Source organism: Streptomyces sp. NBC_01166, assembly GCF_045039765.1.
In the GTDB taxonomy this organism is placed as follows: Bacteria; Actinomycetota; Actinomycetes; order Streptomycetales; family Streptomycetaceae; genus Streptomyces.
Window position 1 is genome coordinate 6441276 of record NZ_CP108613.1, and the last position, 22043, is coordinate 6463318.

Annotated in this window: 18 protein-coding genes and 1 pseudogene; 5 read left to right on the top strand and 14 right to left on the bottom strand. The window is 68.1% G+C overall.

Annotated features, from left to right (window positions below; genetic code table 11):
• Positions 1-15 precede the first annotated feature (15 nt).
• Positions 16-1074 carry a VWA domain-containing protein gene (locus OG379_RS29540; RefSeq protein ID WP_405666006.1) on the top strand — a complete coding sequence of 353 codons (1059 nt, stop codon included), beginning with the start codon at positions 16-18 and terminating at the stop codon, positions 1072-1074.
• Positions 1075-1370: 296 nt separating this feature from the next.
• Positions 1371-2438, top strand: coding sequence for an NlpC/P60 family protein (locus OG379_RS29545; protein WP_405666008.1), 1068 nt, complete (start codon positions 1371-1373; stop codon positions 2436-2438).
• Positions 2439-2536: 98 nt separating this feature from the next.
• On the opposite strand, the pseudogene OG379_RS29550 reads toward OG379_RS29545, so the two are convergent.
• The 9 genes and pseudogenes from OG379_RS29550 to OG379_RS29590 form a co-directional block, all read right to left on the bottom strand.
• Positions 2537-2877, bottom strand: a pseudogene (locus OG379_RS29550) (hypothetical protein); the annotation flags it as partial.
• Between the two features lie 167 nt (positions 2878-3044).
• Positions 3045-3545, bottom strand: a complete 501-nt coding sequence (locus tag OG379_RS29555) for a response regulator transcription factor (RefSeq protein WP_405666009.1) — start codon at positions 3543-3545, stop codon at positions 3045-3047.
• Positions 3443-4552 carry a PAS domain S-box protein gene (locus OG379_RS29560; protein WP_405666010.1) on the bottom strand — a complete coding sequence of 370 codons (1110 nt, stop codon included), beginning with the start codon at positions 4550-4552 and terminating at the stop codon, positions 3443-3445. The genes OG379_RS29555 and OG379_RS29560 overlap by 103 nt, the downstream gene beginning before the upstream one ends.
• Entirely contained in the window at positions 4549-5205 is a 657-nt protein-coding gene (locus tag OG379_RS29565) for a response regulator (RefSeq protein WP_393764540.1), read from the bottom strand. Before OG379_RS29565 ends, OG379_RS29560 begins: the two co-directional genes overlap by 4 nt.
• 32 nt (positions 5206-5237) lie before the next feature.
• The gene (locus tag OG379_RS29570; RefSeq protein WP_405666011.1) at positions 5238-5666 is read right to left on the bottom strand and encodes an STAS domain-containing protein; all 429 of its coding nucleotides are present in this window, start codon (positions 5664-5666) and stop codon (positions 5238-5240) included.
• A gap of 372 nt (positions 5667-6038) precedes the next feature.
• Positions 6039-6536 carry a hemerythrin domain-containing protein gene (locus OG379_RS29575; RefSeq protein ID WP_405666012.1) on the bottom strand — a complete coding sequence of 166 codons (498 nt, stop codon included), beginning with the start codon at positions 6534-6536 and terminating at the stop codon, positions 6039-6041.
• Positions 6537-7370: 834 nt separating this feature from the next.
• A complete protein-coding gene (locus OG379_RS29580) occupies positions 7371-8258 on the bottom strand; it encodes a carbohydrate ABC transporter permease (RefSeq protein ID WP_405666013.1) in 888 nt (295 codons plus the stop codon).
• Complete coding sequence (locus tag OG379_RS29585; protein WP_405666014.1) at positions 8255-9226, bottom strand: carbohydrate ABC transporter permease; 972 nt, start codon at positions 9224-9226, stop codon at positions 8255-8257. The genes OG379_RS29580 and OG379_RS29585 overlap by 4 nt, the downstream gene beginning before the upstream one ends.
• Positions 9227-9319: 93 nt before the next feature.
• Positions 9320-10642 (bottom strand): ABC transporter substrate-binding protein, encoded by a 1323-nt coding sequence (locus tag OG379_RS29590; protein ID WP_405666015.1) that lies wholly within the window; start codon positions 10640-10642, stop codon positions 9320-9322.
• 266 nt (positions 10643-10908) lie between these two features.
• Here OG379_RS29590 and OG379_RS29595 point away from each other — a divergent pair, with 266 nt between their 5' ends.
• Together OG379_RS29595 and OG379_RS29600 are read left to right on the top strand one after the other, a co-directional pair.
• Positions 10909-13308: a glycosyl hydrolase 2 galactose-binding domain-containing protein gene (locus tag OG379_RS29595; RefSeq protein WP_405666017.1), complete on the top strand. Its 2400-nt coding sequence runs from the start codon at positions 10909-10911 to the stop codon at positions 13306-13308.
• Positions 13305-14336: a LacI family DNA-binding transcriptional regulator gene (locus OG379_RS29600; RefSeq protein WP_405666019.1), complete on the top strand. Its 1032-nt coding sequence runs from the start codon at positions 13305-13307 to the stop codon at positions 14334-14336. The genes OG379_RS29595 and OG379_RS29600 overlap by 4 nt, the downstream gene beginning before the upstream one ends.
• Positions 14337-14443: 107 nt before the next feature.
• Here the strand turns inward: OG379_RS29600 and manA are convergent, their stop codons facing one another.
• On the bottom strand, positions 14444-15637 hold the full coding sequence (manA, locus tag OG379_RS29605; protein ID WP_405666020.1) for a mannose-6-phosphate isomerase, class I: 1194 nt from the start codon (positions 15635-15637) through the stop codon (positions 14444-14446).
• A 102-nt stretch (positions 15638-15739) separates the two neighbouring features.
• Positions 15740-16705 (bottom strand): ROK family protein, encoded by a 966-nt coding sequence (locus OG379_RS29610; protein ID WP_405666021.1) that lies wholly within the window; start codon positions 16703-16705, stop codon positions 15740-15742.
• A 1007-nt stretch (positions 16706-17712) separates the two neighbouring features.
• On the opposite strand from OG379_RS29610, the gene OG379_RS29615 reads away from it, so the two are divergent.
• The gene (locus OG379_RS29615) at positions 17713-19023 is read left to right on the top strand and encodes a cellulase family glycosylhydrolase (protein WP_405666022.1); all 1311 of its coding nucleotides are present in this window, start codon (positions 17713-17715) and stop codon (positions 19021-19023) included.
• A 232-nt stretch (positions 19024-19255) separates the two neighbouring features.
• Here OG379_RS29615 and OG379_RS29620 read toward each other — a convergent pair whose 3' ends face one another.
• The 3 genes from OG379_RS29620 to OG379_RS29630 form a co-directional block, all read right to left on the bottom strand.
• Positions 19256-20785: a helix-turn-helix domain-containing protein gene (locus tag OG379_RS29620; protein WP_401520186.1), complete on the bottom strand. Its 1530-nt coding sequence runs from the start codon at positions 20783-20785 to the stop codon at positions 19256-19258.
• A 179-nt stretch (positions 20786-20964) separates the two neighbouring features.
• On the bottom strand, positions 20965-21159 hold the full coding sequence (locus tag OG379_RS29625) for a DUF4236 domain-containing protein (RefSeq protein ID WP_401520189.1): 195 nt from the start codon (positions 21157-21159) through the stop codon (positions 20965-20967).
• 107 nt (positions 21160-21266) lie between these two features.
• Entirely contained in the window at positions 21267-21929 is a 663-nt protein-coding gene (locus OG379_RS29630; RefSeq protein WP_405666024.1) for a GNAT family N-acetyltransferase, read from the bottom strand.
• Positions 21930-22043: the final 114 nt, after the last annotated feature.

Genomic DNA, 22043 nt, shown 5'->3' on the forward strand with positions numbered 1-22043 from the left:
AGAAGGAGCAGATACATGTCCGCAAACAAGATCCAGCACAAGGTGAACCACGTCGCGCTGGTAGTGGACAGTTCGGGTTCCATGTATCAGCACCAGGGTCAGCTCATCCGTGTCGTCGACGAGTTCGTGGCCGGTCTGAAGGCCGAGTCGGACAACCTCGGACATGAGACGCGCATCAGCCTCTACTCCTTCGACCACAGGGTGGAGAACCTGGTCTGGGACATGGATGTGAAGCATCTGCCGTCCATGCGCGGTCTGTACAAGGTCAACAACGGTGCTACGGCCCTCATCGAGGCCTCGCTGAAGTCCCTGGAGGACCTGGGGCACATCTGGGAGGAGTACGGCGAGCACAGTTTCCTCCAGATCGTCGTGACGGACGGCGAGGAGAACGCCTCCGGCGGCGACAGACGGCACGACGGGGACATGTCCATACTCGGCCCCTGGCTCGACAGGATCACGGCGAAGATGGGCGGGCTCCCGAGCCACTGGACCTCCGCGATCCTCGTCCCCAACTCCCTGGCGAAGCGGACCGCCCAGAACTACGGCTTCCCGGCCGGGAACATAGCCATCTGGGACGCCGATTCCCAGAAGGGCGTCGAGGATGCGATCGGCACCGTCCGCGCCGCCGCCACCAGCTTTCTGCGGGGCCGTGAGCAGGGCGTGCGCGGCACGAAGAACCTGTTCGCCGTCGGCCAGGACATATCGGTCGACGAGGTGCGGGCGAACCTCGAACCGGTCTCGGCCGACAGGTACCGGCTCCTGAAGGTCGACAAGGAGGTCGAGATCCGCGCCTTCGTCGATTCGCATCCGGGCGTGTCGTACCAACGCGGCTCGTGCTACTACCAGCTGGGCACCCGGGTCCAGGTTCAGCCCGACAAGGAGGTCATCGTGGTCGAGAAGGACACCGACCGCGCGTACACGGGTGACGCGGCGCGCAGCCTCCTGTTCGGCACGGGCATCCATGGGACCGTCTCGGTCAAGGCGGGGAACAACCCCAAGCTGGAGGTGTACGTGCAGAGCCGCTCGGTGAACAGGAAGCTCAAGGCCGACACACGCCTGCTGATCATGCTCTGACGTGTGGTGCCGGCTCCGCCGGTGCGAATACGGGGCGTCTGAGTCAACGGCCCGTCAGGTCATGGCTACGCGGCGTGTGTTGAGGACTGCGAGGCCGCCTCGCGTGTCGACATTCACGCTGTGAAGATTGCATGGATAACGAGATGGTTACTAAGGTCAGGGCTCGAACCTTCGCACGGTTGATCGCCCACCCGGGGTGACGGCGGAGGAACCGCCGAGTCCGTGACGTGCACGGAGCCGGGGATCACGTCCCCCACAGCCCGGTCGGCGGCTCGAGGAAGAAGGAGCCCGCCTTCGTGGCGTCCCACCGTCGTCCCAAGCAGCCGAGCCGCGCCCGCGTGACCGTGCTCACCGCGACCGCCGCCGCGGCCGTGGCTCTGACCTCCCAGGCCGCCCACGCCGACCCCAAGCCGACCAAGAGCGAGGTCAAGGCGAAGGTCGACAAGCTCTACCACGAGGCCGAGGTCGCCACCGAGAAGGCGAACGGCGCCAAGGAGCAGCAGGACAAGCTCAAGAAGCAGGCCGACGCGCTCCAGGACAAGGTCGCCCGCGGCCAGGACGAGCTCAACACCCTGCGAGGGCAGCTCGGTTCGCTGGCGACCGCGCAGTACCGCTCCGGTGGTCTCGACCCGTCGGTCCAGCTGCTGCTCTCCTCGGACCCGGACAGCTTCCTCGACCAAGCCTCCGCGCTCGACCAGCTGACGGCCAAGCAGGCCGAGTCGCTGCAGAAGATCCAGGCGAAGCAGCGCACCCTCGCGCAGCAGCGCAAGGAGGCACAGGGCAAGCTCGCCGACCTCGCCGAGGTCCGCGAGACCCTGAACGAGAACAAGAAGAAGTCCCAGGGCAAGCTGGCCGACGCCCAGAAGCTGCTGAACACCCTCACCGCCGCCGAGCGCGCCAAGATCGCCGAGGACGAGCAGCGCGCCAGCCGAGCCGCCGGCGAGCGGGTCGACCTCGGGAACAAGACCTCCTCCTCAGCCGGCGGGCAGGTCGACCTCGGCGACGAGGTCCCTGCCTCCGCCCTCGGCGCCGCCGCCCTGCAGGCCGCCAGCACACAGGTGGGCAAGCCCTACGCGCGTATGGGCACGGGTCCCGGCTCGTACGACTGCTCGGGTCTGACCCAGTGGGCCTACGCCCAGGCCGGTGCCCAGATCACCCGCACCACCTTCACGCAGATCAACCAGGGCACCCGCATCGCGCGCAGCCAGTTGAAGCCGGGCGACCTGGTCTTCTTCAACAACACCTCGCACGTGGGCCTCTACGCGGGCAACAACACGGTGTTGCACGCCCCGTACCCGGGCACGTACGTCCGCTACGAGTCGATGAACACCATCGGAAGCTTCCAGGCCGGGGTGCGCATCTGACCGAGCCCGAGGCCGCGCCTCCGGGAGAGCGGCGGCGCGGCCTCGGACGGGCCGCCTCCCGCCCTCGCTGCCTGCCGCGCGCGAGGGCGATCGCGCCCTGGATTGTCCGGATGTTCGGTGAACGGGCCCTCCAGTGAGTCGCTGCAGGCCAGGCAGATGCCGCCGGGCGCGTCGTGCGGCGCGTAGTAGAGGTAGTACCGGCCCAGCGCCGAGGAGATCCGGCCCACCGTGCCCCGGACGCACGGGAAGATGATCTCCCCGGTGGGGTTGTAGGCGAGGGCCTCGGGCCTCAGCAGGGTCCTGACGTAGGTGTAGCCGGGAAAGCCGCCGGGCGCCGACGAGGCGGACGACGCCGCACCCGCGCCGATGGCGAGGGCCGTGCCGGTGACGCCGCGCCGCGCAGGAAGACGCGGCGGGAGAGGAAGGCGGAGCCGGGCAGCGGCCGGTGGACGGCTGCGGTCCCCGTGGCGCGCCAGCCCAGCCGGAGCTGGACCGTCGGTCTTCGCCACCTCGACGCGCCTTCACCGGCCGTGCCGGCCGACGCCGGGGCCGGGCGGCCGGGCGGAGTGCCACTCAGTGGCGGACCGAAACCAACCCCGGCCGCCCTCATCGGGGTTCTGCCGCCCGGCGCATGGCCGCGAGGAGCTCCCGGTTGCTCATCCCTTTGAGCACGTACTCGGAAACGCCGGCGCTCGTCATCTGGTCGATTGAGCCCTTGTCGTCGTACGCGGAGAACGCCACGATTCGGCTGGCCGGTGAACACCGCGCGATGTCCCTGGCGACGGCGTGGCCGCCGCCGGGGAAGCGGACGTCCAGGATGACGAGGTCCGGTTGATGACACCCGGCGAGTCGAAGCGCCTGCTCGTCGTCGCACGCGGTGGCCACGACCTCCATGTCGGGCTGGGCCCGAATGACTTCGCTCAGAGTCTCCAGGAGCATCACGTTGTCGTCACACAGGAGCACGCTGAACGGTGAGCTGAGAGAACTGTCCGGTGGCGTCGCGATCACGGTGCACCGTCCGTCGGTTCCGACGCCGTGAGCGGGAGTGGATTCGGCACCCAGAACTCGACCGTGGTCCCCGTTCCGGGACGGCTGTGCATGGACCACCAACCTCCTGCCGTCTCGGCTCTCTCCCGCATTTCGATGACCCCGAAATGCTCGCGGATACCGTCCATGGGCATCGGTTCGCCGGTTCCGTCGTCCATGACCTGCGTCAGGATGCCCCCGTCGGCCGATTTGACGCGCACGTCGACTCTGCTCCCACGTGCGTGCTTGTGCACGTTCAGCAAGGCTTCCTGGACGATACGGAAGATGGTGATGGCCGTCTCCGGCGTGGGCTCGCGGTCCAGCTGGTGATCGAACGAGTACGCCATCCCCCAGGATGAGCGGACGACGTCGTCCAGGTGACTTGCGAGCCCTTCGACCAGGCCATGCCGGTCGATCCCGGGCGGATGCAACCGGAAGGTCAGGCTTCGGAGACGGCCTATGGCTTCGCGCACCGTCGTGTCGAGCCGCTGCAGTTCTGCGGAGTGCACCTCCGGCACCCGCTCAGCCAGCAGTTCCAGTCGCATCCCGACAGCGACCATGGCCTGGATGGAGTCGTCGTGGACGTCCCACGCGATGCGGCGTCGTTCCGTCTCCTGCGCCTGGACGAGGTGATTGAACAGCCGCCGCCGCTCGCTGAGGGCCTGCTGCGCCGCCCGCCGTTCGGACATGTCGCGGGTGACTTTGCCGAATCCCTGCAGTACGCCTTTGTCATCCCACAGGGCGGTGATGACCACGTTCGCCCAGAACCGCGAACCGTCCTGGCGGACGCGCCAGCCCTCGTCCTCCAGTCTGCCTTCGGCCACAGCGGTTTCGAGCTCCCACTGCGGCTTTCCCGACGACTGGTCCTCAGGCGGGTAGAAAACGGAGAAGTGCTGTCCCAGGATGTCTGCTGCTCCGTATCCCTTGATCCGCTCCGCCCCCGCGTTCCAGCTGATGATGTAACCCTGCGGGTCGAGCATGAAGATGCCGTAGTCCAGCACTCCCTGAACCAGCAGTGTGAAGGCCGTTTCCGACAGAGGAGCCGCCTGCTTCCGCGCCCACTTCTGCGGTCGCGGTTCCCGCGTCATCCGAGGAGTCCTTCACGTCGCGCGATCGTCACGGCTTCCAGCTGTGAACGTGCTCCCAGTTTTTCCAGCACCCGCTGGACATGGTTGCGCACCGTGTTCAGCGCGACCCCCAGCTGATCGCTGATCTCCGCGGTGGTGTGCCCTTCCCCCAACAGGGCAAGGGCTTCCCGCTCCCGCGGAGTCAGGTTCGCACCGACCCCCTGCGTCCTGCCGCTCAGCCGTCCCAGTACGTCACCGAGCACGTCCTGGCTGAACACCATTTCGCCCGCTGCCACCCTGCGAACGGCGTCCTCCAGCTCGCTCAGACCGCGGGCCTTCAGGATCAGACCGGCTCCGCCGGCCTCCGCGACCCGGACGGCCACCGACCCGCTGCCTTCGCCCGCCAGGATCAGTACGCGCCCGTCCGGCACGATTGCCCGCAGATCTGCAATGGCGGTGACCCCGTCACCGTCCGGCAGGCGACGGTCCATGAGTACGACATCCGGCTCGCAACGCCTCGCGTCGGTCAGCGCCGACGCCACCGAGGCCGCGCGCGCTACGACCCGCAGGTCGGGTGAGCGCTCCAGGGCGAGACAGATCGCCTCGGCCACCATGTCGTGGTCCTCGACCAGCAGGATCTTGACCGGTCGACTGTGCGGGGAGGGTGAGGGCATCGGTGCTTCCTTGCATGGGGCGGACCGCATGATCATGCCAGGAGGTCCCGAAGCGGTGCCTCCGCGGTGATCGCGGGTTCCGCGTCACGGCGAGCCGCGACCGTCGCCGAAGCGTGATGGGCCGGCTTCGTGCGCGTGGCCGCGTTCCTCTCGGCGAGGATGTGGTCGGCCCCGACGAGGGAGAGCAGCCGCGCCAACTGGGCGCCGATTCCCTCCACGACGAGATCCACGCCTGCCCGAAGAACGAACGTCCGCGCCCTGAGCAAGGCGCCCAGTCCGGCGCAGTCGCAGAAGGAGACGCCGGTCAGATCGAGGCAGATGCTCATCGGTTGCTTCGGCAGACAAGCCGACACCGCCTCCAGGACGTGGGGGGCGGTGTCCAAGTCGAGTTCGCCGGCGAGGGTTACTCGCGCGACGCCCGAGCGAACCACGACGTTCGAGGTGAAGGGGTGAGCGGTCACGGCGTTCCGCACCTCTCCGGGCTCACGTGCAGCGCGGTCCCATGAGCCCTCTCTGTGGAGCGGGCAGTTGTCGTCAGCTGTCGCATCACTACCTCATAGTGCGAGGACACCAGAACTTATAGTGAATCTGCACTAGGCGTGGAAGTCAACATGCGTCGACAGAGGGTGAGGGGAGGGCGGCGGGAGAGGGGCGCAGAAGCGCATTCGAGCCGTCAGAGTTCTACCGCCTGGCCATGCCCGTGCTCTGCCGATGTATGACGGTCGGTGGCCCGGCGGACACCGCGGACAATGCCCTGAACCGCCAGGAGGCATGGCGTCAGACGACGGCACCCGCCCGGACTCTCCGGGCGGGTGCTCGCGCAGCTGTGAGGATCAGTGGGCCCCGACGACGACTGCGCGGACGCTGTCGATGTGCCTGCAATCGGCCTTCAGGTGCTTCTCCCGGTCACGGAGGAAGACCCTGCCGAGTTCGGTGCGACGCTTGTCCGGCACGTTCTCCCGGGCCCCGTTGAGGATCGTGCGCTCCTCCTCGTCGAGGTGGTGGGTGACGGCCGTTGCGAGTTCCTCGAGCTTCTCGTCCCACTCGTCGGAGCCCACCTCCTCCACCTCCATCAGGGCGAGGAGCGCCTCGTTGCCCTCGTGGTGTTCCTCTTCTCCGTGCTCGACTTCTTCGTTGTCCACGTTCCGGAACCGCTTCAGCGCGGGGTAGACCTCGGCCTCCTCCGCCTCCCCGTGAGCGATCAGGAGCGCGGCGAAGTCCCTCAGGGCCGCCCCCCGGTCCTCCTCGACGCTCCGCATTCGCCGCAGCAGCTCCTCCATGGTGCGATGGTCCTCGAGAATTACGGCCACCACGTCGCGCGCTTCGGACACCACATGCTCCTCTCCACAAACGGTGTTCGGCTGGTACCCCGGGAGGGAGCGGACAAGCCGCCACGGTCACGCGGGCGCCCGTCCTGCTCGGTCCGTCAACCACGTGCCATCCCGGGGCTCCAGCAGTCGAACTGGCCGCACGGTACGACGGCGGCCCTTGCGGGGAAGGTGGTCAGGCGCAGGCGCAGGGCCGGGGATGCGACAGCGACCTCCAGAGCGCCGGGGTGCTCTGCGCTGTCGCACGCACTGTTGGAGGCCGCCGTGGGTCGGCGACCGGTCGCCATCGGCGGTTCGGCTCATCCGGTCGAGCAACCGCGTGATGCCCTGTCGGCGTGGCAGCCCTTTTACGCTTGGGCACCTTCAGGTACGGGCCGCAGTCGCCGCCACACTCCTCCGATACTGCATTTCTGCAGGTCGGGCGGAGTGTAGAGACAGCAGGGCAGACGGACGGCCTGTGGCCGTATGAGTTCGCCCGGCACCTCTGGCACGGCCGAAAGCCGCAGGATCACGGACCGGTATGACCACAACGTGACCAGGCTCGGTGGGGTGAGCGTGCATGACGGTCACGGCGCCGCTCTCGATTGTCTGGAGGCGAGATTCGGGGTGCACCGGTCGTCCGACGACCTGCTCGCCCGGGTTTACAGCGGCGCTGTACCACGATGGTTCCCCGGCTTGCCTGCACATCAGGCTTCGTCGGCGCGGGGCGCCCGCCCCAGCGCATGTCCTTCCCGGCCAGGCTTCCGGGGCGCTGTGAAATCCGGGTCGAGTCGTCCTCGCCTTCAGGGCAGCAGGTTCACACGACGTGTCAGGTACAGGGCCCACGTTAGACGCCCGTTACTTCGTCGCGCCCTGGGCGAAGCCGTTGTAGATGTAGCGCTGGAGGAACAGGAACGCGATCAGGGTGGGAAGGATGACGAGTACGGCTCCCGCAGAGATGTTCTCCCAGTGGGCTCCGAAGGGACCCTTGAAGCGGAACAGGGCCGTGGAGATCGTGCCGAGTTCCTGGGAGGGCATGTAGAGGAACGGGATGTAGAAGTCGTTGTAGGTGGTGATGCCCTTGATGATCACCACGGTGGCGATCGCAGGCTTGAGCAGCGGGAAGATGATCTTTCGGTAGATCGTGAAGGAGTTCGCTCCGTCCAGCCGCGCGGCTTCGTCGAGGGAGACCGGGATGCCGCGGATGAACTGCAGGAAGATGTAGATCGAGACGATGTCCGTGCCCATGTAGAGCAGGATCGGGGCCCACCGTGTGTCGAACAGGCCGAAGCTGTTGATCACCTGGAAGGTGGCCACCTGTGTGGTGACCCCGGGGACCAGGGTGGCGATCAGGAAGAGCGCCATGACGAGCTTCTTCGCGCGGAAGTGGAAACGGTCGATGGCATAGGCCGTCATCGACCCGATGATCACGGTGCCCGTGATCGAGAACAGCAGGATGAACGCCGTGTTGCCGAACGCCGTCACCATGTGGCCGTCGGAGAAGGCGGTGGCGTAGTTGCTGAAGTTCAGCCAGTCGCCGGGCAGCGAGAGTGCACCGCCCTCGGTGACCTCGTCGGACGTCTTGAGAGAGGTGAGGAAGACGACCGCGAGAGGGAGGAGCACGACCAGCGAGGCGACGACGAGCGACAGGTAGACGAGCGTCTGTCCGAGTCGGCCGCGCCGGCGAGCGCGTCGCGGGTCGGACCCGGGACGGGGGTGAGAGGCGGTCTGCGGGGCCGTGGTCATACGAGGTCCACCTTTTCGTCGGGCACGAGCCGGCGCTGGATCCAGGTGATCAGCAGAATGATCAGCAACAGCACCACCGCGGCGGCCGAGGCCAGCCCCGTCTTGTTGAACTGGAACGCGAGCTTGACTGTCTGGATGACGAACGTCGAGGTGCCGGTCGCGCCGCCGGTCATGATGTACGGGATCTCGAAGACCGCCAGGGATCCGGAGATCGCCAGAATGATGCTGAGACTCAGGACTGGCCTGATGCTCGGCGCGATGATGTGGCGGAACTGCTGCCATCTGGTCGCACCGTCCAGTTGGGCGGCTTCGTAGAGCTCGCCCGGGATGGACTGGATGGCACCGAGGAACAGGACGAAGTTCAGGCCGGTGAAGCGCCAGACCGAGACACCCGCGAGCGAGGTGTTGGCCGATGCGGGGTCTCCCAGCCACGCGTGGTCGGTGTCCGAACCGAACCAGGACAGGACCGAGTCCAGGGTGCCGCCGTCCTGGAAGAAGTACAGGAAGACGAATCCGATGGCCACGCCGTTGACGAGGTAGGGGAAGAACAGGAGTCCCTTGAACAGGTTGCGGTACCGCAGGTTGAAGCTGAGCACCGAGGCGAAGTAGAGCGCGATGGCGATCTGCGCCGCGGAAGCCGCGAGGTAGTAGAAGCTCACGAAGAACACCCGGAAGAGCTCGGGCCGGGTGAAGATCTGGACGTAGTTGTCCGCGCCGGTGAAGTTCCGGTCCGGGCTGATGCCGTCCCAGTCCGTGAAGCTGTAATAGATCATGTTCCCCACAGGTACGTAGGTGAACGTGACCAGCAGTACCAGCGGTGCCAGCAGGAAGAGCCACGGGGTCGCGCGTCGCAGCATTCGTCCACGCGTCAGGTGTCCTCGCGGACCCCTGCCGCTCCGGGTGGTCCTGCGAGGTGAGGGGGTGGCGTGGTGTGTCTTCACGCTCGCCACCTCGGTCGTCTCGGTCATGTCGGGCCTTTCGTCATCCGCGTCGTCGTCCTGTGTGCGCGGGAGGACCTGGGCCCCGGCCGGTGTCGTGCGGCCGGGGCCCGCCTCACCGGCTCAGGAGCCGGCGGTCTTCGCCGCCTCGTCCCACTTCTTGTTCAGCTCGGTGAAGTAGTCCTCGAGGCTGCCCTTCTCCGCACCACGGGCGATGTCGATCAGCTTCTGGCGGTAGTCGGGCTTGTTGAGCCCGATCTCGGCCGCGTTGTCGATGTCATTGACCTCGCCGGTATTCCGCTCGGAGCGCTCCACGAACGTGACATCGTTGTCAATGAAATCCTTGAGTGTGTCCGGCATCGGAGCCGACTTCAGAGTGGGAACGGCGCCCTCCTTGGCCGAGTAGCCGGACTTCTCGGTGAACCAGTCGACCCAGGCCCGAGCGGCGTCCTTGTGCTCGGAGTGGGCGTTGACCGCCTGCTGGTAGTCCGAGACAAGCGTGGCGCAGTACTTCTTGTTGCCCTTCTGGACCGGGAACGGCATGAAGCCGAGGTCGTCGGGGTTCGTCCCGGCCTTCTCGGCCGCGTCCTTCATCTGCGTGATCGACCAGGAGCCCAGCATCATGGTGCCGATCTCACCCTTGGCGATCCTGGTCTTGGAGGCTTCCCAGTTCGTGGTGCTGGGGTCCTTCTCCGAGAGGCCACCCTTGACGGTGTCGTGCAGCAGGGTGTCGATCACGTTGAGCTCGCTGCCCTCCTTCCAGGGGGAGACCGCGTCGGCGAGGTCGTTGGTGGCGTAGTTCTCGCAGGTCACCGACCCGATGTTGGCGGTCCACTGGACCAGCGGCCAGCCGTCCTTGAAGTTGGTGTAGTAGGGGACGGCGTCGGTCTTGGCCTTGACCCCCTTGAGCCCCGCGATGAACTCTTCCGGTGTCTTCGGCCACTCGGTGATGCCGGCCTTCTTCCAGACGGCCTTGTTGTAGACGAAGCCGTTGGCGGTGCCGAACTGGGCGAGACCGTAGACCTTGCCGTCGACGTCCGTCTTGTCGCTGAAGCGGTACTTCTCCGACATCTCCTTCGAGGTGCCGAGGGGGGCGAAGAACTTCGGGTAGTCGTTCTTGGAGACGGCGGCCGGGATCATGAGGACGTCACCGTAGTCCTCGGTGTTCATCCGGATCTTGACTTCACCCTCGTAGTCGGTGAGTCCCTCGAATTTCACCTTGACCTTGGGGTAGGTCTTGTTGAACTCCGCCGCGTAGGCGTCCATGGCGCCGCTCTGGACGAGGTCCGTGCGCTGTGTGAGGACGGTGATCGTGCCGGTCGTCTTCCCCGGATCCTTGGGCGCCTTCGCCGTCTCGGCCGACGCCGCGCCTCCGCCGCTGCACCCGGTCACGGCCAGTGTCGCAACGGTCAGAAGCGCGCCTGCGAGCGTCTTCGTCTTCCCCATGTGCCCAACTCCTTTAAATGGCGGCTCAGCTCTGCGGTGGGATGTTGGCACTATGGCAGGAGTGTGTGAACCGGTAAAGCTCTGATTTCCATGGCGATGCCGAATCGTTACCGGCAAGCCCGTCGGTGCAGGTTGGAAGACCTCTTCATGGTCGTGACGTTACGAAAGCATGACTAGACCGGTTTATGGACAGTGTTCACTTGGCGGGCTAAGTTGTGCGGCGTCATACATATGCCAGCGCGCCTGAAGGCGATTGGAGCCGCACCATGAAGGACGTCACCCCGCTCACCGACGGCTGGAGCCTGCGTCATGGCCAGGCGCTGCTGCCGGCGCAGGTCCCCGGCTGCGTGCACACCGATCTGCTCGCCGCCGGAGTCATTCCGGACCCCTTCCTCGAACTCAACGAGACCGAGGTCGCTTGGGTCGGCCGACGGGCGTGGACGTATGGCAACGATGTCTCGCACGACAGCCGGCATGAGCGGACCGACCTCGTCTTCGAGGGCCTGGACACCGCGGCCGGGATCACCTTCGCCGGGCGGGAGGTCGGTACGACCAGGAACATGCATCGCACCTACCGGTTCGATGTCACGGGGCTGACGGGTCGCCTGGAGGTGCGCTTCGCCTCGGCCTACGACGAGGCCGAGGCGGTGCGTGCCCTCACCGGGGACCGGCCCAACGTGTATCCCGAGCCATTCCAGTACATCCGCAAGATGGCCTCCAGCTTCGGCTGGGACTGGGGTCCGACCCTCGTGACCGCCGGCATCTGGCGGCCCGTACGCCTGGAGCACTGGTCGACCGCGCGTCTCGCGTCAGTCCGTCCCCTGGTGACCGTCGACGAAGCCACGGGAAACGTCGAGGTCAGGCTTCAGGTGCAGCGCACGGCCCAGGGGGCGGGCAGGAGTCTGCTGGCCCGCGCCGTGGTCGCCGGTGAGACGGCGGAGGCCCGCTTCGAGGGCGACGAGGCCGTGCTGCGTCTGACGGTCGAGCGACCGAGTCTCTGGTGGCCGCGCGGATACGGCGATCAGGCCCTCTACGACCTGGACGTCACGCTCCTCGACGAGGACGGGGAACTGGACACCTGGCACCGGCGCATCGGGTTCCGTACCGTCGAGCTGGACCGCAGCCCCGACGCGCGGGGCACGGGCTTCACCCTCGTCGTCAACGGCGAGCGAGTGTTCGCCCGAGGGGTCAACTGGATCCCCGACGACGTGTTCCCCTCACGCATCACCCCGGAGCGATACCGCACCCGCCTCGCCCAGGCAGCGGACGCCAACATCGACCTCGTCCGGATCTGGGGCGGGGGCGTCTACGAGGACGAAGCGTTCTACGACGCATGCGACGAACTCGGGTTGATGGTCTGGCAGGACTTCCTCTTCGCCTGTGCCGCCTATCCGGAGGAGCAGCCCCTGCGGGGTGAGGTGGAGGCCGAAGCTCGCGACAACGTTGTCCGGCTCATGCCGCACGCCAGTCTTGTGCTCTGGAACGGCAACAACGAGAACCTCTGGGGCTTCCGTGACTGGGAGTGGGAGAGCGGACTCGCCGGGGACTCCTGGGGCGAGGGCTACTACCTCGGTCTGCTGCCCCGCGTGGTCGCCGAGCTGGATCCCACCCGCCACTACACCGCGGGCAGCCCGTGGTCCGGTTCCTGGGACCACCACCCCAACGACCCCGACCACGGCACGTACCACTCGTGGGAGGTGTGGAACCGCCAGGACTACGCCGAGTACCGCGCGAACGTCCCCCGGTTCGTCTCCGAGTTCGGCTGGCAGGCGCCTCCCACCATGGCGACGCTCCGACGCGCCCTTCCCGGGGAGATCCTGGCACCCGACTCCCCGGGCATGCTGCACCACCAGAAGGCTGAGGACGGCAACGGCAAGCTCAACCGCGGCGTCGAACGCCACTTCACCCTGACCGAGAGCGACTTCGACCGGTGGCACTACCTGACCCAGGTCGTCCAGGCCCGTGCCGTCGCCGCGGGTATCGAACACTGGCGCTCGCACTGGCCCACCTGCGCGGGCACCGTCGTCTGGCAGCTCAACGACTGCTGGCCGGTCAGTTCCTGGGCCGCGATCGACGGGGACGGCCGCCCCAAGCCGCTCCACCACGAGCTGCGCCGCGTCTACGCCGACCGGCTGCTGACCCTGCAGCCCGGCGACGAGGGCCTGGTGCTCGCCGTCGTCAACCAGTCCGCCACACAGTGGCGCACGTCGGTGACACTCCGCCGACTCGAAGCCGACGGCACGCAGCTCGGCCGCAGCGTACTGGAGGCGACCGTCGCCCCGCGTACCGTCCTGCGGCTCCCGGTTCCCGGCGAGACGGTGCCGGCCGGGTCCACCGCCAAGGAGTTCCTCGTCGCCGATGCCGACGGACTGCGGGCCACGTACTTCCCGGTGCCCGACAAGGACTTCGCCTATGTGCGGCCGGACTTCGACGTCGAGGTGGAACCGGTTTCGGTCAGCGGCGGTAGGGTCGACGTCGTGGTCAACGCACGCACCCTCGTCAGGGATCTTCTGCTTCAGGCCGACCGGCTGGGCCCCACCGCCGCCGCCGACCGCGGTCTCGTCACACTGCTGCCCGGCGAGCAGGTCCGCATCCGGCTGGATGGCTGCGGTGACGTGGCCGCGGATGACGTCCGGGCTGCCCTGTCCTGCGCGGATACGAAGTGAACAGTCCGGCACGCATCACCATCAAGGACGTCGCAGCCCGGGCGGGTGTCTCCAAGGGGGCCGTCTCGCTGGCGTTCAACCAGAAGCCGGGTGTCTCGGACGCCACACGCCGGCGGATCTTCGAGGCCGCGAAGGAGCTGGGGTGGGCGCCCAACCTCACCGCGCGCAGCCTGTCCAGTCAGCGGGTCGACATCATCGGACTGGCACTGTGCCGTCCCGCCCGGCTGCTCGGACTCGAACCGTTCTACATGGACTTCATCTCCGGCATCGAGAGCGTGCTTGCCGAACGGTCGTACTCGCTGCTCCTGAGGCTCGTGCGAGACCTCGACGAGGAGACCGAGCTCTACAAGTCCTGGTGGCGCAGCCAGACGATCGCCGGCGCCATCCTGGTCGACTTCCACGAGGACGACCCGAGGGTCCCGTCGCTGCAGTCCATCGGGCTTCCGGCGGTCGCAGTCGGGCATCCGTCCCTCACGGGTTCGTTTCCAGCGGTGTGGACCGACGACGCCACGGCCGCCGCCGAGGCCGTCCGGTATCTGGCGGCGCTCGGGCACCGGCGCATCGCACGTGTCGGCGGTCCGGTCGGTCTCGGGCACAGCGCCATCCGGGCCACCGCCTTCGCACACACGATGCGGGAGCTGGGCCTCGAAGAGGGTCGGCAGATCGCGACCGGTTTTGACGGAAGCGAGGGGGCCAGGGCCACTCGCTCCCTTCTGGTGTCGGCCGAGCGTCCGACGGCCATCGTCTACGACAACGACATCATGGCCGTTGCGGGCGCCGGCGTCGCCGCCGAGATGGGCTTCGTGGTTCCCGATGACGTGTCGCTGCTCGCCTGGGACGACTCGCAGCTGTGCCGCATCACACATCCCACCCTGTCCGCCATGAGCCATGACGTGCACAGCTTCGGGGCACAGGTGGCCCGCACCCTGTTCGCGGTCATAGGAGGTCAGCACACCGGTTCCGTGCAGGTTCCGACACCGTCACTCACTCCGCGCGGTTCCACCGCGCAGGCGCCTGTCCGGAGCTGACAGCCGCATACGCGAAGCACCGCGGCCTCCCCGACCGGACCGGCGGGGAGGCCGTTCTGCTGTCCGGTGCGGGGAGGCCGCGGATCGTGGTGGTGCGTACGAAGGTGTCAGGGAAAGCTGACATCCACGGTGGCGCGGAACGCGGTTCCCCGTCCAGCGACCGTCACCGGCTCACCGACGGGCACGTACACGGCACTGCCGACGGGCACCTCGAGCTCGCCTGCCGGGCCGGTGACGGTGACGGTGCCCGCGGTGCAGACAAGGATCTGCGGGGCGAGAGAGCCGAGCGTCACTGCTCCCTGGCGGGCACCGGGCCGGACGACCGAGAGCTGGAAGTCATCCACGGGGGACGCGAACACCTCCTCACCGTCGGCCGTGGCGGTGGGTCGCAGAACCCGTAGCCGGTGCGCCGAGAACCTGATGACACGCAGCAGTTCCTGCGGGTCCACGTGCTTGGACGTCAGACCGCAGCGCAGCACGTTGTCCGAAGCCGCCATAACCTCCACCCCCAGGCCCCGTACGTACGCATGCGGGATTCCGGCTCCCAGATACAGTCCCTCGCCCGGGGCCAGGCGGAAGTGGTTGAGCATCAGAGCGGGCAGCAGACCCGCGTCGCCGGGGTGGGCCGTCGCGATGGAGTCGTAGACGGCGAACACTTCCCGGAGCGGGCCGCCGCTGCGCGCCTCACGTGTCACGGCGCGCGTGACCTCCTCCACGAGGGAAGGCCCTTCGGACAGGAAGGCGGAGAAGACCTGTCCGAGCGCGGATTCCTCCGGTGCCGAACGCAGGACGCCGATGTGCTGTCTGAGGCTGTCCAGCTCCAACGCGCTCAGCACGTCGGCGCAGTCTCGCACCTCGCGAAAGCCGCAGAGGCCGTCGAACGAGCTGAGCGCGACGATCATTTCGGGCTTGTGATTGCCGTCGGGGTAGTTGCGGTGCGGGGCGTCGAGGGGGACCCGGTGCGCGTTCTCCCGCGCATGGCCGGCGGCAGCCTCCGCGAGGCCGGGGTGCACCTGGAGAGAGAGCGGTGCGTCCGCCGCCAGCAATTTGAGCAGGAAGGGGAGACGTGGCCCGAAGCGCCGCAGAACCGGTTCGCCCAACTCTGCTGCGGGCGCGTTTTCGACGACCCGGTTGAGGGGCTGGAGCTTTCCGTCACGCTCGATCAGGGACGGAGCGGTCGGATGGGCGCCCATCCACAGCTCGGCCTGGGGTGTTCCGTCCGGCTCGACTCCCGTCAGCTCGGGAAGAGCCGTGGTGGATCCCCAACTGTGGCGACGGATGGTGCTGATCATGCGGTCCACTCGGTGGTTCCCTTTCGTGGGTCGCCGCCGACCGACCGGACTGCGGCTGAGGTGTGAACCCTTGGACGGTGCGAGGTACAAGATCCGTCTTCCGCTGAGGAATCACGGGCGGGGTGAAGCCGCGAGCGCGGGGGTGCCGGCCTGCGCGGACGCGACGGCGGCTGCCCCGATGAGCCCGGCGTCCAGAGCCAGGAGCGCCGGCACCACGGGCAGTCCGCGGGTGAAGTCGAGGACGGCGTAGTCGGCCAGGTGCCGTCGCAGTGGCGCGAAGAGCGTGTCACCGGCCTGTGCCACGCCACCACCGATGACCACGATGTCGAGTTCGACCAGGGCCGCCGTCGCCGCGATGGCTGCTGCCAGCGCCTGGGCGGCGCGTGAGTATGCCTCCAAGGCACGCCGGTCCCCACTCCGCGCCGCGGCCGCGACCGCCGCAGCCGTCGGTGCCACCCCGGGCGGCGCGGACCACCCGGCAGCCTGCGCCTGTGCGGCTATCGCCGTACCGCTGGCAAACCCCTCGACACAGCCAGGAGCTCCGCACGGGCACAGCGAACCGCCCAGATCGACGGTGATGTGCCCGATGTGACCCGCGTTTCCCGTCCGGCCGGTGCGGAGCCGGCCGTCAAGGATCAGGCCGCCTCCCACGCCGGTGGACACCACCATGCAGAGAGCGTTCTCGGACTCCCGCGCCGCGCCGAGCCAATGTTCCGCTGCGGCCATCGCCACCGCATCCCCGATCAGAACCGGGCGCAGCCCCACAGGAAGCCGTGGGTGTGCGGCCACCTCGGCGACCAGCGGGAAGTGCCGCCAGGCGGGGATGTTGACCGGACTGACCGTGCCTGCGGCGGTGTCGACCGGACCCGCGCTGGCGATGCCGAGACAGGTCATCTCGTCCCACATCGGGTGGGCCGCCAGTTCGTCGATGACCGAGGCCACCGCTGCCATGAGTTCAGCTGCGGACCTCTGTGCCGGAGTCGGCCGCTGCGCACGCAGCACCAGCGTGCCTGCGTCGTCCACGAGCGCGCCGGCGATCTTTGTGCCGCCGATGTCCAGTGCTCCGTACACGGTCAATCACCTTTCGTGAGGGGGAGCGGGGCTCCATGCGCCCCGGAGCTCACTCTGACGGGTGGTGACAACGTTGTCTAGTAAACAGTTTAGTTTAGGTCAAGGTTTAGTAAAGTGAGGAATCGTGGCTCGTGGCCGATCCGGGCCCGAATTCGCTTCTTCGTCTCGTCCGGTGTCGGCCCGGTGCTCAGGTGGGTACGGGGGCGCCGACGTGAAGCCCAGGTACGGCGGCTGCTGCAGGTGGGCGAAGGTGTTGCCCTCATCGCTGCCGAACCCGGTACTGCGTGCGGTGGCCCTCGATGCCGGCCCCGAGCAAATGATTCGGGTCGACCTTCTTGGCGAAGGTGCCCGTCTCGTCGCCCCCAGGCCCGCAGGGTGGGCCTTCTCGAGGGGTCTCTTCCGGGCTCTGGGCCTCGTCCAGGAGTGGGTGCGCATCGCGTCTCTTTCGTCCTGAGGGGCGGAGCCCGGCCTCGGGAAGGTGTGGCAGGAGGACGGGCCGAATTCTGCGGGTCGGCGAGGTGAACTCCGGCCCTGTACCTGACTCTGTACCGGTTTATCGATCAGAAACGTAGGGGTGTGTCGTGTGACTGTCAATCAATCCAGCCGACCTGTTCTTGCTGGTAGGCGACCGCTTTTGGGTACATGTAAGGGTTGGCCTGGGTGTTTAGCGGTTTAGTCGCGCGGAGAGGTTTGTGGTTGGTGGATGGATCGTGAACTCGCTATTGACAGGGACGCAACACCCGGTGCCTCATGGTGTGGCGACGGCCTGTTCGAGCCACATCCGGCCGAAGTCGCGGCTGGTCGACGTCAGTTGTCCGGCGCTACCCCCACTGCCACGACGCCTGCGAAGCCTGCCCTCGGCGCCCCCGTCGAAGCGCATCCGGCGCTTACCAAGCGTGCCCTCATGGGCTGGTGGGCACGTCAGACATCGTTGTCAGGGGGTGTCGCCCTCCTGCGGCCGCGTCCCGCTCCGCACCCGTCCACGCACCCGCATGCGTATCCGAGGAGAGAAAATGCGAAAGCCGAGAAGCACCCTGATCACGACGGCGGGCATGGCGTTCGCCGCCGCCCTGGGCCTGCTGGGCTCCATCGTCGGCCCTTCCGTCGGCGAGGCCGCGGCGGCGCCCACCGGTATCCGCGTCAGTGACGGAGACGTGGTCGAGGCAAACGGGAACAAGTTCGTCATGCGTGGGGTCAACCACGCCTACGCCTGGTACCCCGAGCGGACGACCGCCCTCGCCGACATAGCGGCCAAGGGCGCCAACACCGTCCGTGTCGTCCTCGGAAGCGGCGACCGGTGGACGAGGACAAGCGCCTCCCAGGTCTCCGCCATCATCGGCCAGTGCAAGGCCAGCAAGGTCATCTGTGTGCTGGAGGTGCACGACACCACCGGGTATGGAGAGGACGGCGCCGCCACCACGCTGGACAAGGCTGCCGACTACTGGATCGACGTGAGGAGCGCGCTCGAGGGCCAGGAGGACTACGTCGTCGTCAACATCGGCAACGAACCGTACGGCAACACGAACGCCGCGGCCTGGACCGGCGCCACGAAGAGCGCGATCAGCAAGCTGCGGAACGCCGGCATCGACCACGCCCTGATGGTGGACGCCCCCAACTGGGGTCAGGACTGGTCCGGGACGATGAGGGACAACGCGGCCTCGGTCTTCGCGTCCGACCCTGACCGCAACACCATCTTCTCGATCCACATGTACGGCGTCTACGACACGGCCGCCGAGGTGCAGGACTACCTGCGCCACTTCACCGACAACGAACTACCCATCGTCGTGGGCGAGTTCGGTGACCAGCACAGCGATGGGAACCCGGACGAAAACGCCATCATGGCGACCGCGCGGTCTCTGGGCGTCGGGTACATCGGCTGGTCCTGGAGCGGTAACGGCAGCGGCGTCGAATACCTCGACATGGTCAACGGCTTCGACGCGAACTCCCTCACGACCTGGGGGAATCGCTTCATCAACGGCGCCGACGGCATTGCCGCCACCTCCGAGACCGCCACCGTCTACGGCGGCGGGGGCGAGCCAGGCGGCGGGGGAGACCCGGGCAGCGGCACCGCCCCCAACGGGTACCCGTACTGCGTCAACGGCAGTTCGTCCGACCCGGACGGTGACGGGTGGGGCTGGGAGAGCAGCCGCTCCTGCGTCGTTCGGGGCAGCAGCGCGGACAGCGGCAGCGGGACCGGCGACGGCACCGCCCCCAACGGGTACCCGTACTGCGTCAACGGCAGTTCGTCCGACCCGGACGGTGACGGGTGGGGCTGGGAGAGCAGCCGCTCCTGCGTCGTTCGGGGCGGCAGCGCGGACAGCTGAGAGCACCCGCGCGTGGGGCTGCAGTCCCGTCGTCCCGTCCGCGGGAAGTGGGGAGGCGGCCTCACGCACGGAGCCGGCCGTCCGGTATCGGCTCCCCCGGGCCCGTCCGCAAGCATGAAACTTCTGCGCGGGCCGGGCGCACCGTGGGGCGGACCAGAAATTCCCTCACACCCGACCTCTCCTCGCATTTTGCAGGTCAGGGAGGGTGTGAGGGTGCCTGGCCGGCAGGTTCTCAGATGTCCCGGAAGATCTCGATCTGCGCACCCACCGAGTTCAGCCGCTCCGCCAGCTCCTCGTAACCCCGGTTGATGACATACACGTTGCGGAGCACGGACGTGCCCTCGGCCGCCATCATCGCCAGCAGCACCACCACCGCCGGCCGCAGTGCGGGCGGGCACATCATCTCGGCGGCGCGCCAGCGGGTCGGGCCCTCGACCAGGACGCGGTGCGGGTCCAGGAGCTGGAGCCGGCCGCCGAGGCGGTTGAGGTCGGTGAGGTAGATCGCGCGGTTGTCGTAGACCCAGTCGTGGATCAGGGTCTTGCCGTGCGCGGACGCGGCGATCGCCGCGAAGAACGGCACGTTGTCGATGTTCAGCCCGGGGAAGGGCATCGGGTGGATCTTGTCGATGGGCGCCTCCAGCTTGGAGGGCCGGACCGTCAGGTCCACCAGCCGGGTACGGCCGTTGTCGGCCGCGTACTCCGCCGTGCGGTCGCAGTCGACGCCCATCTCCTCCAGCACCGCGAGCTCGATCTCCAGGAACTCGATCGGGACCCGGCGGATCGTCAGCTCGGACTCCGTCACCACGGCGGCGGCCAGCAGGCTCATCGCCTCGACCGGGTCCTCGGAGGGGGAGTAGTCGACGTCCACGTCGATCTCCGGCACCCCGTGCACCGTGAGGGTCGTCGTCCCGACGCCGTCGACGCGCACGCCGAGCGCCTCCAGGAAGAAGCACAGGTCCTGGACCATGTAGTTGGAGGAGGCGTTACGGATGACCGTCGTGCCGTCGTGCCGGGCGGCGGCCAGCAGCGCGTTCTCGGTCACCGTGTCGCCGCGCTCGGTCAGGACGATGGGGCGGCCCGGCCGGACCTCGTGGTCGACCTGGGCGTGGTAGAGCCCGTCGGTCGCGGCGATCTCCAGGCCGAAGCGGCGCAGCGCGATCATGTGCGGCTCGATCGTGCGCGTGCCGAGGTCGCAGCCGCCGGCGTACGGCAGGGTGAAGCGGTCCTCGCGGTGCAGCAGCGGGCCGAGGAACATGATGATGGAGCGGGTCCGGCGCGCGGCGTCGGCGTCGATGGATTCCAGCTCGAGCCGGTCGGGCGGCAGGATCTCGAGGTCTACACCGTCGTTGATCCACCGGGTGCGTACGCCGATGGAGTTGAGGACCTCCAGCAGCCGGAAGACCTCCTCGATACGGGCCACCCGGCGCAGCACGGTGCGGCCCTTGTTGAGCAGCGAGCCGCAGAGCAGCGCGACACACGCGTTCTTGCTCGTCTTGACGTCGATGGAGCCCGAGAGCCGACGGCCGCCCACGACACGCAGGTGCATGGGGCCGGCGTAACCGAGCGACACGATCTCACTGTCGAGAGCCTCGCCGATGCGGGCGATCATCTCAAGGCTGATGTTCTGGTTGCCGCGTTCGATGCGGTTGACGGCGCTCTGGCTCGTGGCCAGCGCCTCGGCGAGCTGACTCTGTGTCCAGCCACGGTGCTGACGGGCGTCACGGATGAGCTTGCCGATACGTGCGAGGTAGTCGTCTTCCATGGCTGCACGCTATCTCAGATATGAGATGAAGCTCGTGCCGGGGGTGGGGGATTCGGGTGACGGTCGAGTGCCCGGCCGTGTGGGGGCGCCTGTTTGAAGGGTCGGGCGTGCCGGGCGTCCCGGCGTGCGGAGCTCGGCCGAACGGGTGAGGCCGGCCGAGCCCGCGACGGGGTGCGAGGTCAGCCGCGGCGGCGTGTCGTCCTCCGCCAGCCGAACGGGCCCGGCAGGTCCATGGACGTGGTGCGCCGGCCGGTGCTGCTCGTGGTACGCCTCGGGCCGTGCCGTCCGCCGGTCGTGACGGACCACGAGCGGCGGTTGATGTTCAGCCGGACGCCCGGGAGGATCTGGAAGCTCTTTCGGAAGGTGAGCGGCATCTGTGCCTCCTCTGTCAGGAGTACGGGTATCCCGAAGCCGCCGAGTCATGCACGCGGACCCGTGAGCGTGGGCGCGGGGCCCGCGGGCCCATGCGTCGCGGGCGCGGTCAGTGCTGCGCCGGGTCAGGCCCCCGCAGGGCGTTGGCCAGGGGTGCCGATACGGCCCATCCCGTGCTCTCGTACAGGGCCCGCCCCTCCGCCGACGAGGCCAGCAGGCCGACAGCCGCACCCCGCCCGGCGGCCGCGTCGGTGAGCGTGCGCATGATCAGGCGGCCGAGACCGCGGCGCCGGTGGGCGGGCTGGGTCTCGACCTTGTCGATGACGGCGGTGGCGCCGGAGACGGCCGCCTGGCCTCGTGCGGCGAGCGCGCCGTCGGCTGCGCACACCTGGGCGTACGTGACGCCGTCCTGGGTCCAGGTGCGGAGCCGGTAGCCGTCGGGGAGGAGGGCCGGGGTGCGTGCGGGGTTGAGCTGGGTGGACATCAGGTAGCCGGGTTCGTCGGCGACGGACCAGCCGGGCGTGATCCAGGACGCGAGCGACTCCGCCCGCACGAAGGCCTTCAGCCGGACGCCGGGCCTGGTCGTGCCCGCGGTTATCTCCCGCACCGTCGCCGCGTCGGCGGTGGTCAGGACGTGGCTCGTGGCGTGCGCGGGAGGGCCCGTGCTCACGGTGAAGCCCCAGGACGAGGGGTGCGGTTCGGCTGCTCCCCGCGAGAGGGCCCAGCCGTGGACCCATGCGTGTACGGCCTCGGAGGTGTGGGTGAAGTGCACGGTGCCTTCCCTGGCGGGCGGGTGGTCGGCATCGAAATGTACCGGTCCTGCCCCGCGCGCCGCCGCTGCCGATGCGGCACCCGGGACGGCCCTCCGGGCCGTCGCCCCCTGCGC

Coding starts and splice junctions, on each gene's coding strand:
- OG379_RS29590 (WP_405666015.1), bottom strand. CDS start 10,642: ATGGGGAAGACGAAGACGCTCGCAGGCGCGCTTCTGACCGTTGCGACA.
- OG379_RS29625 (WP_401520189.1), bottom strand. CDS start 21,159: ATGCCGCTCACCTTCCGAAAGAGCTTCCAGATCCTCCCGGGCGTCCGG.
- OG379_RS29540 (WP_405666006.1), top strand. CDS start 16: ATGTCCGCAAACAAGATCCAGCACAAGGTGAACCACGTCGCGCTGGTA.
- OG379_RS29615 (WP_405666022.1), top strand. CDS start 17,713: ATGCGAAAGCCGAGAAGCACCCTGATCACGACGGCGGGCATGGCGTTC.
- OG379_RS29595 (WP_405666017.1), top strand. CDS start 10,909: ATGAAGGACGTCACCCCGCTCACCGACGGCTGGAGCCTGCGTCATGGC.
- OG379_RS29565 (WP_393764540.1), bottom strand. CDS start 5,205: ATGCCCTCACCCTCCCCGCACAGTCGACCGGTCAAGATCCTGCTGGTC.
- OG379_RS29560 (WP_405666010.1), bottom strand. CDS start 4,552: ATGACGCGGGAACCGCGACCGCAGAAGTGGGCGCGGAAGCAGGCGGCT.
- OG379_RS29580 (WP_405666013.1), bottom strand. CDS start 8,258: ATGACCACGGCCCCGCAGACCGCCTCTCACCCCCGTCCCGGGTCCGAC.
- OG379_RS29585 (WP_405666014.1), bottom strand. CDS start 9,226: ATGACCGAGACGACCGAGGTGGCGAGCGTGAAGACACACCACGCCACC.
- OG379_RS29620 (WP_401520186.1), bottom strand. CDS start 20,785: ATGGAAGACGACTACCTCGCACGTATCGGCAAGCTCATCCGTGACGCC.